At 48.8% G+C, this 11,833-nt stretch carries 13 protein-coding genes; 4 read left to right on the forward strand and 9 right to left on the reverse strand.

Translation table 11 applies throughout. From position 1 onward, the window contains the following. Positions 1-4: 4 nt before the first annotated feature. Entirely contained in the window at positions 5-754 is a 750-nt protein-coding gene (rsmJ, locus tag RSC70_RS15980) for a 16S rRNA (guanine(1516)-N(2))-methyltransferase RsmJ (protein ID WP_025802162.1), read from the forward strand. A gap of 72 nt (positions 755-826) precedes the next feature. On the opposite strand, the gene RSC70_RS15985 is transcribed toward rsmJ, so the two are convergent. Both RSC70_RS15985 and RSC70_RS15990 read right to left on the reverse strand, forming a co-directional pair. Beyond that, positions 827-1,090 (reverse strand): hypothetical protein, encoded by a 264-nt coding sequence (locus RSC70_RS15985; protein WP_063586036.1) that lies wholly within the window; start codon positions 1,088-1,090, stop codon positions 827-829. Positions 1,091-1,214: 124 nt separating this feature from the next. Beyond that, positions 1,215-1,493, reverse strand: a complete 279-nt coding sequence (locus tag RSC70_RS15990) for a hypothetical protein (RefSeq protein ID WP_115104062.1) — start codon at positions 1,491-1,493, stop codon at positions 1,215-1,217. A 148-nt stretch (positions 1,494-1,641) separates the two neighbouring features. On the opposite strand from RSC70_RS15990, the gene RSC70_RS15995 reads away from it, so the two are divergent. From RSC70_RS15995 to rhtC, 3 genes are all read left to right on the forward strand, one after another. Then, positions 1,642-2,358: a response regulator transcription factor gene (locus tag RSC70_RS15995; protein ID WP_130971650.1), complete on the forward strand. Its 717-nt coding sequence runs from the start codon at positions 1,642-1,644 to the stop codon at positions 2,356-2,358. Further along, positions 2,359-3,828, forward strand: coding sequence for a sensor histidine kinase (locus RSC70_RS16000; protein WP_130998751.1), 1,470 nt, complete (start codon positions 2,359-2,361; stop codon positions 3,826-3,828). A gap of 70 nt (positions 3,829-3,898) precedes the next feature. Then, on the forward strand, positions 3,899-4,522 hold the full coding sequence (rhtC, locus tag RSC70_RS16005) for a threonine export protein RhtC (RefSeq protein ID WP_282808148.1): 624 nt from the start codon (positions 3,899-3,901) through the stop codon (positions 4,520-4,522). A 70-nt stretch (positions 4,523-4,592) separates the two neighbouring features. Here rhtC and gntU read toward each other — a convergent pair whose 3' ends face one another. From gntU to RSC70_RS16040, 7 genes are all read right to left on the reverse strand, one after another. Further along, the gene (gene gntU / locus RSC70_RS16010) at positions 4,593-5,930 is read right to left on the reverse strand and encodes a gluconate transporter (protein ID WP_025802172.1); all 1,338 of its coding nucleotides are present in this window, start codon (positions 5,928-5,930) and stop codon (positions 4,593-4,595) included. Next, positions 5,930-6,469: a gluconokinase gene (gntK, locus tag RSC70_RS16015; RefSeq protein ID WP_040046672.1), complete on the reverse strand. Its 540-nt coding sequence runs from the start codon at positions 6,467-6,469 to the stop codon at positions 5,930-5,932. Before gntK ends, gntU begins: the two co-directional genes overlap by 1 nt. 187 nt (positions 6,470-6,656) lie before the next feature. After that, positions 6,657-7,652 (reverse strand): gluconate operon transcriptional repressor GntR, encoded by a 996-nt coding sequence (gntR, locus tag RSC70_RS16020; protein ID WP_332542977.1) that lies wholly within the window; start codon positions 7,650-7,652, stop codon positions 6,657-6,659. Between the two features lie 144 nt (positions 7,653-7,796). Further along, a complete protein-coding gene (locus RSC70_RS16025; RefSeq protein WP_332542978.1) occupies positions 7,797-9,176 on the reverse strand; it encodes a glycoside hydrolase family 1 protein in 1,380 nt (459 codons plus the stop codon). 252 nt (positions 9,177-9,428) lie between these two features. Next, positions 9,429-9,749, reverse strand: coding sequence for an NTF2 fold immunity protein (locus tag RSC70_RS16030; RefSeq protein ID WP_332542979.1), 321 nt, complete (start codon positions 9,747-9,749; stop codon positions 9,429-9,431). Positions 9,750-9,843: 94 nt separating this feature from the next. After that, positions 9,844-10,248, reverse strand: coding sequence for a hypothetical protein (locus RSC70_RS16035; RefSeq protein ID WP_332542980.1), 405 nt, complete (start codon positions 10,246-10,248; stop codon positions 9,844-9,846). Beyond that, positions 10,248-11,833, reverse strand: a 1,586-nt coding sequence (locus RSC70_RS16040) for an RHS repeat-associated core domain-containing protein (RefSeq protein ID WP_332542981.1), incomplete at its 5' end; no start/stop codon positions are given. The genes RSC70_RS16040 and RSC70_RS16035, both read right to left, overlap by 1 nt.

Here is an 11,833-nt window from a genome sequence, read left to right on the forward strand (position 1 = left end):
TGCGTTGAGTATTCAGTTATTGTTAGAAGAGGGCGCCGATAGCGGCGCCTTATCTCATTTAGCCGAGCGCTGGGGATTGGTTCACGATCCTGACGCGATAATGGCGTTGGTATTAACGCCTGAGCATCTAGAACTCCGCAAACTGGACGAACCCAAGCTGGGCGCGATTTTTGTCGATTTTGTCGCCGGTGCAATGGCACATCGCCGCAAGTTTGGCGGCGGCCGTGGTGAGGCGGTGGCAAAAGCCGTGGGTATCAAAGGCAGCTATGTGCCGAGCGTTGTGGATGCGACTGCAGGATTAGGGCGCGATGCCTACGTGTTGGCATCGGTAGGGTGTCATGTGCGCATGCTGGAGCGTCACCCTGTGGTGGCGGCACTGCTTGACGATGGTTTGCAGCGTGGCTATGCAGATCCTGAAATCGGCGGCTGGCTGCAAGAACGTCTGACCCTGCTGCATGCCTCCAGTATTGATGCGTTGAAAGATCTTAGCCCTGCGCCAGAAGTGGTGTATCTCGATCCGATGTATCCGCATAAACAGAAAAGTGCGCTAGTGAAGAAAGAGATGCGGGTGTTCCAGTCACTGGTGGGTGCTGATTTGGATGCCGATGCATTATTAGCTCCTGCGCGTGCGCTGGCGACGAAACGTATCGTGGTAAAACGCCCTGATTATGCTCCGCCATTGGCTGATGTGCCAGCTCATGCGGCCACCACCACCAAAAATCACCGTTTTGATATTTATACGCCGCTGAAATAGTGCTTTATGTAAATAACCCCACCCTAACCCTCCCCTTCGCAGGGGAGGGAATTGTTTAGTAAACCGTGTTCTCTATTTTTCAAAAGACTTATAGCGGCTTTTATCTTTACGGCGTTGTTCTTCCCGTTGAATATCAGGGTGTTTAGTTGTATCGGCTGGGCACTCGGCGCTGGGAAATGTTTGGCATAGCGCTTTTATTTGCTCTTTTTCCCTTACGGCCTCCGGCTGTGGCTTTTCTTGCCAAATCGAAGGGTCTGAAGGGTCAAAATCATTTGATTTATCAGCAGCAAATACTTGCCCAACTGAAGCTAACATCAATAAAAGCAGATACTTCATTGTGAACCCCCGATCATCCTGAATAATGTTGCGGTAATAAAAAACCGCCACGTTAACATAACATGGCGGTTTTAAGTGGTGTACGCAATTTAGCCTATTGCAGTGAAAGTGAGTGGCTCACAGACTAGTACCCTGAACTCGTTTTCTTCAGCGTATCGCCTTGCTTGATCGGTTTTTTATCCATCTGATCTTTGCTCATTTCATCTTGTTTAGGCGCTTCGCCTTTTTGCATCGCGTCCAAGTGCTGCTTTTTCATTTCCTGCGGTTTTTTACTCATGTGATCCATTTTATGCGGCTCTTGCTGCATACCATCGCCGGATGCACTTGTTGTATCAGCGGCGAAAGCGAATCCGCTGCCCATCAGTAAAGCGCTAGATATAACAACCGTAATAATTTTTCTCATGGTCAGATCCTTATGGAGAATGGGGTCAGGGCCAGTATTGCGTTCACTTGTTCAGCAAAGCCTCACAGAGTTATAAATTATTTGTGATAACTCAGGGCACAAACCCTGTGTAGACTAATTATAAAAATGCACTTGGAGCCAGAACGCGATGGAAGGAATGAAGCGAATTCTAATTGTAGAAGATGACGCGCATATTGCCGATTTGCTGGCGTTGCATCTGCGCGATGAGGGCTATCACATAGAGCACGCGGCTGATGGCATTGCCGGTATGGCGATGTTAGAGCAGGGCGGTTGGGATGCGCTCATTCTCGATCTGATGTTGCCGGGTATTGATGGGCTTGATATCTGCCGCCGCGCTCGCAGCATGACGCGTTATACGCCGATTATTATGATTAGCGCCCGCTCCAGCGAAGTGCACCGAGTTCTGGGATTAGAGCTCGGCGCCGACGACTATTTAGCAAAACCGTTTTCGATGATTGAGCTGGCCGCACGCGTTAAAGCGCTGTTTCGCCGTCAGGAAGCGATGAGCCGTAATTTGCAAATGGATGCCGGGCGTTTGGAAATTGCGGATCTGATTATCGACCCTATCGCACGAGCGGTTTGGAAGGATCAACAGCCTGTCGATCTCACGCCGCGTGAATTTGATTTGCTGTATTTTTTCGCTAAAAACCCAGACAAAGTTTTTTCCCGTTTGCAGCTTCTCGATCAGGTTTGGGGCTACCAGCACGATGGCTACGAGCATACGGTTAACACCCATATCAATCGGCTACGTATAAAAATTGAAGCCGATCCTTCCGAGCCGCAGCATATTCTGACCGTTTGGGGCTCGGGTTATAAATTTACGGCGTCAGGCGCGGGGAATTAAATGAACCGATTGAGTTTATCCCAGCGTTTAACGCTGGTATTTGCGCTGTTGCTGGTCGTGTGCTGTGCGGTATCGGGTTGGCTTCAGGTGCGCAGCAATACGCAATATAGTCAGCAGGTTATCCAGCGCTTGTCCGTTAATCTTGCTCAGCATATTACGGAAAATAATCGGCTGCTGGGTGAGCAGGGGCTAAATCCTGCCTCGGTAAAAAAGCTGTTCGATCAGTTGATGTCGGTCAATCCGAGCGTGGAAGTTTATCTGCTTGATAAGCAAGGCCACATCATTGGTGATGCGGCGCCAGAAGGACGAATTAAGCGTCGTGATGTGAGCCTTCAACCCATCAATGCGTTAATGCAGGGGCAAAGCATGCCGGTTTACGGCGACGATCCACGTAGTGTTGATGGACAAAAGGTATTTAGCGTCGCACCGCTACAGGTTGAGGGAAAAACCGAAGGCTATTTGTACGTTGTTTTACTGGGCGAGGATTACGCTCGGTTAACGGATGATGCGCGTATTGGCTCGACGGTATGGACCGTCGTAGGGTCGATGGGATTGATTGTGCTGTTTGGTTCGCTGGCCGGTTGGTTGGCTTTCCGCTGGGTGACGAAACCGGTGCGTCAGCTTACTCGTCAGGTGAGTAAACTTGAGCAGGAAGGGCTAGATTACGCTCGGGTTATGGCGCTGAGCGTGCCTGAGGCTGATGTAAAAAGTGATGAGGTGACTCAGCTTAGACGCGCATTTGTTTTGATGGCTAGGCGCATTGCCGAGCAGTGGAAAACTTTGGCGGAACAGGATCAGCAACGGCGTGAGTTTATTGCCAATATTTCACATGATTTGCGTACGCCGTTGACCTCTTTGCATGGCTATCTCGAAACGCTATCCGTGAAGTCGGCAAGTTTAAGCGAGGTGGATCGTAAGCGTTATCTGGATATTGCCTTGGCGCAAAGCCTTAAAGTTGGGCGACTAGCGCAGGAGCTATTTGAGCTAGCTCGCTTGGAATATGGTGCGGTTAAGCCGCAGAAAGAACGCATGTCGTTTAGCGAGCTTTTGCAGGATGTTTTCCAGAAGTTTGAGCTGGCGGCTGAAACTCGCCAAATTGGGCTTACTGCGGATATCGCCAAAGGTTTACCGCTGGTCAACGCCGATATTTATATGATGGAGCGCGTGCTAACCAATCTGCTGGATAACGCGATCCGCCATACGCCGCAGGGGGGAAATATTGCGGTGAAACTTTGGTATCAGGCAGGGCAAATTTGGGTTCAACTGACCGACAGCGGCGTAGGTATTCCTGAGGAGCTAAAAGCGGGGCTGTTTGAACGCCCATCGTTACTCTCAGGCGCACGGCGACAGTCTGCTGGTGGATTAGGGTTAATGATTGTAAAACGGATGCTACAACTGCACGGTGGCGATATCATGCTGGTTAATGAGAATGAGCAAGGTGCTTGTTTTCGTTTGATGCTACCCGTGTGATCGCTCCCTTAATTATTCACAGACTTAGTGGTAGCATGAATTTCCCCCCTAATTATAAGAGTTAACTCCGATGATGTTGTTTTTGACGGTGGCATTGGTTCATCTGGTGGCTTTAATGGCTCCCGGACCTGATTTCTTTTTTGTTTCCCAAACGGCGGTTAGCCGTTCTCGCTCTGAAGCAATGCAGGGCGTAGTGGGAATTACACTGGGTATCGTCATTTGGGCGGCAGTTGCGCTGATGGGACTCCATCTGCTGCTGATGAAAATGGCATGGCTGCATAGCATTATCACCGTGGGCGGTGGTTTATATCTGACGTGGATGGGCTATCAGCTCCTCAAGTCTGCGCGTGCGAAAGGCCAGTTAGACAGCGGCGAAGAGGTAAGTATCACGCTGCCTGCGCGTGGAAAAACGTTCCTGCGCGGCTTTCTGACTAACCTGTCGAATCCAAAAGCGGTCATTTATTTCGGTTCCGTGTTTTCACTGTTCGTCGGTGACAATGTGAGTACGCCAGAGCGCATTGGCCTGTTCGTGATGATTGTGGCGGAAACCTTTGTTTGGTTCAGCATTGTGGCATCGGTATTTGCGCTGCCGGTGATGCGCCGTGGCTATCAGCGTTTAGCCAAGTGGATTGATGGCGTCGCAGGCGTCTTGTTTATCGGCTTCGGTTTGCACCTGATTTTCTCTCGTTCGTAATCATCTTCAGCGAACATAAAAAAAGGCGAGCTAATGATTAATTAGCCCGCCTTTTTTGTATTCGCAAAAATTACATCATGGCGAAGAAGATCATACCAACGACAGCGCCCGTGGTGCCTAAGATGGTTTCCATCACGGACCAGGTTTTTAGGGTTTGTGCTTCGGTTGCACCGGTAAATTTACCAAACAGCCAGAAGCCGGAGTCGTTAACGTGGCTCAGTACGATAGAACCCCCCGCGATACAGATGGAAAGTGCTGCCATCTGTGCGCCGTTGTAGCCCAGCTCGCCAATAACCGGCAGAACCAAACCTACGGTGGTTAAACAGGCAACGGTAGCAGAACCTTGAATCACGCGCACCGCAGCGGCCAGAACGAAGCAGGCAACCGCAATTGGCAGACCTGCACCAATCAGAGAGTTACCTAATGCTGGGCCAACGCCGGAATCCACCAGAATCTGTTTGAATACGCCACCGGCACCGGTAACCAGAAGAATGATACCTGCTGGCTGAATTGCCGCAGAACATACTTCCATCACTTTCTCTTTGCTCATGCCGCGACGGATCGCTAGACCATAAATCGCAACCAGACAGGCAATCAGGATAGCCGTGAATGGGTGACCGATAAATTCCAGCCATTTGTGCAGTTCAGTGCCGGTTTCAACAAAGCGTGCGCCGATGGTTTTCATACCAACCAGAACCAGCGGGAACAGAACCAGCGCCAGACTAAAACCGAATGAAGGCAGTTTGCTCTTATCCAAGCTTGGCTCTTGGATATCTTCAGGCAGATCCAGCGTCACGTGTTTGCTGATGAAGTTACCAAACAGAGGACCCGCTAAAATCATGCCTGGAATTGCTGCGCACAGACCAATCAGGATCATCCAGCCATAGTCAGCGCCCATCTGAGAAGCCAGCAGCATCGGTGTTGGCCCTGGCAGCAAGAATGCCGCCGCGCCAGCAACACCGGCAAACAGTGGGATAGCCAGTTTAACGACGTTGCCATTGGTACGACGGGCAACGGCGAACACGACGCCAATCAACAATACGATAGCTACGTCAAAGAACAGCGGCAGCGCACACACTAGACCGGCGATACCCAGCGCATAGTGCGCACGTTTTTCACCAAAGCTATCTAGCAACTTTGCGGCTATCTGATCTAACGCGCCGGTTTCATGCAGGATTTTGCCGAACATAGCACCCAACGCAACCACGATAGCGAGGAAGCCTAATGTGCCTCCCATGCCTTTTTCCATGGTTTTGGCAATATCATCCAGCGGCATGCCAGAAAAAATGCCCGCGCCGATAGAGACCAGCATCAGAGCAACGAAGGCATGCATACGGGCTTTCATCACCAAAAACAGCAGCAATAGGACCGAACCTACTGCGGTAAATACGAGAGTAAAAGTACTCATTATGACCCCTGAGAAATCACAGATTTAATGGTTTTAATTGTGTTTTCAACAACGCCGTCCAGAGGGAGGCTGATGTCGACAGCGTGAACGTCCTGCTCAACGCTGGTAGGTTCTTCTAACGCTTCAAATTGAGAAACAAGCATCTGAGGTTTAAAGAAGTGGCCTTTACGTGCCAGCAGACGGCTTTCAATAAGATCGAAATCGCCTTTCAGGTAGATAAAGGAAACGTTTTTGTTGCCGTCGCGCAGCATGTCGCGGTAGCGTTTTTTAAGCGCGGAGCAAACGATCAGAGAGACGTCGTTCGTCCGTTGCATAGCAAAAATGGCGTCATTAACCGCTTTCAGCCATGGAGTGCGGTCTTCGTCATTCAGTGCGTGGCCTTCAGACATTTTTTTGATATTTGCGCGAGGGTGCAAGAAGTCGCCATCCAGAAAACCTGCGCCGAGCTGTTGGGCTACAGATGTTGCTACTGCAGATTTACCGCTGCCAGATACGCCCATCAGAATAAAAACGTGGTGTTGTGGTTTTTTATCGCTCATTTCTACTCCAGAGAGGGGACGGTATTCCATCCACTAAATGCAATGTTACTGGTAACTTGTTATGGGTAACATTGTCTGAGCAGCGATAATAATTAGCAAGATTTGTGGCAAAGTAACTTCAATAACTGTGAGGTTACTCTCAGTTACTAACGGGAATTAACTATTATGAGGGGGGACTAAAGGGAAGCTAGATGCTGCCACCATAAAGTAGCGTGAAGCCGACATCGACCATCTGGGTTGAAATAGTTTCACCGCGCAGACGAGACAACATCCGTTCTGCTGCGATTTGCCCCATACGCTGACGTGGCGTCAGTACGCTGGCTAATTTAGGCGACATCACCTGACCAATATCGTGGCCGTGAAATCCAGCAATAGCCATATCTTGAGGAATACGTAGGCCTAAACGTTGGCACTCGAAAGCCGCACCGGCCGCTAAGTCATCGTTGGTACAGAAAATACTGTCCATATCAGGATAGCGATCTAGCGCTTCGCGCAGCAGTTCAATGCCCACCGAATAAGAAGAGCCGCGCGGTATCATGACGCTACGTGGCTGCAAACCGGCATGATTCATCGCCGCTTCATAACCCTGCTGTTTGATGACGGTACGCTCATCCTGACGAGCGCCAAAGTAAACAACCTTGCGATGCCCGCGGTCGATAATGGCCTGAGTCATTTGCCGAGCGGCTTCAAAGTTGTCGAACCCAACGGCGATATCAATGCACGGCGTAATGCAGTCCATCATTTCGACGACCGGAACACCTGAGACTTCGATCATTTTACGCGTGCGCGCGGTGTGGTTTCTTTCAGACAGGATCAGTCCATCAACGTTATATGAGAGCAGGGAAAGCAAGCGCTCTTCTTCTTTTTCTGGCCGATAACCGTAGTGTGCCAGCATGGTTTGATAACCATGTGCGTCGGTGACGCTTTCGATTCCGCGAATCACATCGGCGAAAACTTGGTTGGTCAGAGAAGGAAGCAGTACGCCAATGGCGCGGCTGGTAGAGTTGGAAAGAATATCCGGTGCGCGGTTAGGGATGTAGCCCAGTTCGTCCAGCGCCACTGCAATTTTCGTTTGAAGTGCAGTAGATACCTGTGATGGGTTGCGCAAATAACGGCTTACCGTCATTTTTGTCACACCAACTTTATCTGCGACATCTTGAAGTACAGGGCGTTTTTTCTTCATTTTCAATGAAATAACTAATGTTCGGACGAATGCACACAGTTTAGCAAAAAAACAATGTGACGTATAAAACAAATGTGGACTGAAATCGCAGCCGTTTAGCTGCGATTTCAATAAACAATCTCAGTGAATTACCGAGGAATCACATTAAAAACCATTCGCGTGCGAAACCTGCGCAAACCATTCACCGCTCTTTTTCACGCTTCGGGTTTGGGTTGCGAGATCGAGCTGAATAAAGCCGTAGCGGTTTTTGTAAGCGTTACACCAAGACCAGTTATCAATAAATGTCCACATGTGATAGCCCAAACATTGGCTGCCTTCCTGAATCGCTTTATGCACCCATTGCAGATGTTCACACACAAATTCAATGCGATAGTCGTCTTGGACTTGTCCATTCTCGATAAATCGCTGCTCATTCTCCACGCCCATGCCATTTTCAGAAATAAAGCAGCGCGGATTGCCATATTCAGTACGTAGATTGGTCAGAATGTCGTAAATACCTTTTTCATAAATTTCCCACCCACGATGAGGGTTCATTTTACGACCTGGCATTTCATAGTTTTCAAAGAACCATTCAGGCATAAACGGACTATCTGGATTAACTAGGCTATCGCGGCATTTAATGCGCCGTGGCTGATAGTAATTGATGCCCAAAAGTGAGACTACGCCTTGAGCCAATAGCTCGCGGTCACCGCTGCGGCACTCCGGTAGTTGATGATGAGATTTCAGCAAATCCACTAACTCATCGGGATATTTTCCTAATAGCGCCGGATCTAGGAAGCTGCGATTAAACATCAGATCGGCAATGTTAGCCGCTTTGACGTCGGCAGGATTTTCAGAGCGAGGATATGACGGCGTGAGATTGAGGATGATGCCGATGTCACCGCCCTGATCCAGTTGGCGATAACGTTGTACCGCCTGAGCGTGCGCGATCATGGTGTGGTAGGCCACGGTGGCCGCACGCTTGAAATCCACCACGTTAGGGTAGTGGAAGTCATACAGATAGCCGCCTTCAACCGGAACGACCGGTTCATTGAAGGTAAACCAGTGCTTAACACGGTCACCAAATAGGCGGAAACAGGTTTCGGCGTACTCCGCGTAAGCGTCTGCTACTTCGCGATTTTCCCATCCGCCGATCTGCTGCATCGCCATGGGCATATCAAAATGGAAAAGGTTGATGAACGGCGTAATGCCTTGAGCAAGCATTTCATCAATCACCTGATTATAAAACGCGACGGCTTCAGGATTGACTGCCCCACGACCTTCGGGAATGAGACGAGCCCATGAAATCGAGGTGCGAAAACTATTGTGCCCAACGCGTTTTAACAGCGCGATATCTTCGCGCCAGTGCTGGTAAAACGTGGACGTGTCCTGTGGACCAACGTTCTGATGAAAACGGTTTGGCTGCTCGGCAAACCAGTGATCCCATACAGTAGCGCTTTTGCCGCCGCCAAGAGTATTACCTTCTGTCTGCGGTGCCGAACTGGCGCTACCCCACCAAAATCCTGTTGGAAATGAATGTGTCATAAATGCTCCTGTTATGAATTTCTCGCCAGTTCATTGGCCCGTTTGCTCGCCCTTGCATCAGGGCTGCATTCGTTGTGTTGCAGCTCCCAAGGCCCAAAAGGTCGACTTGCAGAGCCACATTGGATAGGTTTTTGAAACCGGTTTCTATAAAGAAAGAAGCAAAGCGAGAGCGGGGTTCAGGAATGAGCATTCATGGCGATAAAACTGTGGGGTAGGTCACAGATTGGGGAAGGAAATAGATCTCTATACCTCCTACTCGCCATGAGTGAAAGTATCAATCGCTCCAGTATCTTTTATTATTTTGATGGTGAATACACCACCAGCAATGTTTTTATGTAAACTTCCAGATACAACCCAGTACTCATTTTCATCTTTTATTAAATATGGCTTTTCATTTTCTGAAACATCTTTTCCGTATATATTTTTAATGTAATCCTCAGCTACATCTGAGGCTATTTTTTCATTGTTAATCAGCTTTGGAGGCGTTTTTTCTAATGAGATTATTTCTTTTTTACTTGAGTATACATTTAAGGATAGCAATAATGTAAAAAGAATAGTAGCTAACTCTTTCATTAGTTTATGTCTCCATTTTGGGGGTGGTTAAAACTTATTGTAAAATGTTATTTTTATCTGCATAAAATGTGCGCTGGATTTTTGATTTCCCACATCAATCATTACTCATCCATCTATCTATATTTCCTTCGTTTAATAAATTAACTATTGCATCTTCGTTGATTTTGTTTTCTGAACATCTATGTTTTTTTTTGTCTTTAAAGGTAAGCATTCCGTTGTTATCTATAAAGTATTCATGGTTGTTATTTTTGATGTATATACGAATGTTTTTTTTGTCAAAAAAAGAACAGTTACCTTTTTGGTTTCTTAGCATTAATGATATTTTTTCACTGTTTTTTAATGATGTTTTTTGCATTCCATTTTTTGATGCAAGTTCTTTAATTACTTCCATTGTGATTGGTGTGTATGTTTGAATTCTAAATGGAATACGGTAATAAAACATGACCGCATCACAATGTGATGAGTAAATGTAGAAGAGAAATACCAATACTATTTTCATCAATACTTCATCCTGTCTGGAATTCCCATCTCTTTTCTAACAGGGTTCTCATACTTTTTGACATTATTCATATGGCCTGGGCCATCGTCTTTTTCTCCCATTGCATGCCCCATTTCATGAGCAATAACTATGCTTAATGGAGTTGGCGTCATTTTACATGCTTTATCTTTTCCTTGAGATTGGCATGAGGTATGGTCTGAGTCTTTCTCAATGTAAAAAATAAACTCAGTAGGGTCGTAACACGTATGTTCCATACCTTTTCTTGGCTCTCTAAATATATAGGTATGGTTCGATGATTCCAGTTTATCTATCATTTCCTTTCCATGTTTTGTTTTTCTCACCGACTCATATGCGTCTTTCATCGCTTTTTTTTGTTCCTCATTACCATTAAAAACTACCGTCAGTCCTAATGGATCTATATTTGTGACTGTGTTTAGCGGATAGGTGTACAGGTTTAACCCACCATCCAACCCAATCGGATCCTGAGTAATATACCGACCTACCGCTGGGTCGTAATACCGATGGCGGTTGTAGTGTAGGCCTGACTCTTCATCGTATTGCTGGCCCTGCATTCTGATTGGCTGGTGCAGCTGATGCGGATTTTCTTCACTGAGCGTATTGCCCCAAGCGTCCAGCGTGATGGACCAGTCGATGTGGCCGTTGAGGTTGATGAGCTGCTGCGGTGTGCCGAGGTGGTTGCAGTCGTACAGCTGGGCGGCGTAGGGCGTATCCGGCAGCGGGTCGAGCAGGGTGGCTAGATAGTCAGGGCTGAGCTGAATCTGATTGAGCCACGCGTGTTGTTCTGTGCTGAGGTGGTTGGCGCGCAGCGCCTGCTCAATATGGTGCAAGGTTTGCTTGAAATCGGGCGGCAGGGTGATACCCGCTTCCTGCTCGAGTTTGTCGGCCAGCGGGGCGATTGTCGGCGGCTTGTCACCTTCAAAACGCAGCAGGGGCACAAAGCTGCGGGGCAAATAGACCGTGTGAATGCGGGTGCCATCGCGTTCGGTGAGCACCAGTTTGTCGCCGTCCCAGCCAAACCAGCTGATGTGTTTGGGCTGGTTGCGCTGCATGACCTGTTTGCCGATGCGCCGCCCCAGCGGGTCGTAGCAGTAGCGGCCGCCGCGCACGGCTTCGCCGTCTTGTGCGCAGAGGTAGCTGACGAGCCGATGACTGCGGTCGTAGCGGTAGTGATGGACTTCGCCCGCGTCGTGTTTGCTGATTTTTTGGCTGAGATTGCCGTACTGGTCGTACTGATAATAAAAATGCGCATCTTTGCTCAAGCGATTACCCGGATGGCGCATGTCGGCCATAAACGCCTCGGGCGTGTAACGGTTGATGAGCCGGTTGCCCGCAAGGTCAAGGTGGTAGTCGGTGTGGCGGTGGGCGCTGCGCTCATGGATGAGGCGGCCGGCGGCGTCATACTCATAATGCCGTGATGAGGATGGGTTGATAATATTGACGATATCGCTCAGCTGGCCACGCGGCGTATAGCGATATTCTTGTGTGCGCGGGTCGGCGTTGGGGGTGCTCAGCGTCAGGCTGTGCAGCCGCCCGGCCTCGGTATAGCTCGTTTCCAGCACGCTCC

It is taken from the genome of Hafnia sp. (assembly GCF_036648275.1).
GTDB lineage: Bacteria > Pseudomonadota > Gammaproteobacteria > Enterobacterales > Enterobacteriaceae > Hafnia > Hafnia alvei.

Bases quoted from the DNA above. Each gene is read 5' to 3' on its own strand.
- gntR (WP_332542977.1), bottom strand. From the start codon at position 7,652: ATGAAGAAAAAACGCCCTGTACTTCAAGATGTCGCAGATAAAGTTGGT.
- RSC70_RS16025 (WP_332542978.1), bottom strand. From the start codon at position 9,176: ATGACACATTCATTTCCAACAGGATTTTGGTGGGGTAGCGCCAGTTCG.
- rhtC (WP_282808148.1), top strand. From the start codon at position 3,899: ATGATGTTGTTTTTGACGGTGGCATTGGTTCATCTGGTGGCTTTAATG.
- RSC70_RS15985 (WP_063586036.1), bottom strand. From the start codon at position 1,090: ATGAAGTATCTGCTTTTATTGATGTTAGCTTCAGTTGGGCAAGTATTT.
- gntK (WP_040046672.1), bottom strand. From the start codon at position 6,469: ATGAGCGATAAAAAACCACAACACCACGTTTTTATTCTGATGGGCGTA.
- RSC70_RS16030 (WP_332542979.1), bottom strand. From the start codon at position 9,749: ATGAAAGAGTTAGCTACTATTCTTTTTACATTATTGCTATCCTTAAAT.
- RSC70_RS15995 (WP_130971650.1), top strand. From the start codon at position 1,642: ATGGAAGGAATGAAGCGAATTCTAATTGTAGAAGATGACGCGCATATT.
- gntU (WP_025802172.1), bottom strand. From the start codon at position 5,930: ATGAGTACTTTTACTCTCGTATTTACCGCAGTAGGTTCGGTCCTATTG.
- RSC70_RS15990 (WP_115104062.1), bottom strand. From the start codon at position 1,493: ATGAGAAAAATTATTACGGTTGTTATATCTAGCGCTTTACTGATGGGC.
- RSC70_RS16000 (WP_130998751.1), top strand. From the start codon at position 2,359: ATGAACCGATTGAGTTTATCCCAGCGTTTAACGCTGGTATTTGCGCTG.
- RSC70_RS16035 (WP_332542980.1), bottom strand. From the start codon at position 10,248: ATGAAAATAGTATTGGTATTTCTCTTCTACATTTACTCATCACATTGT.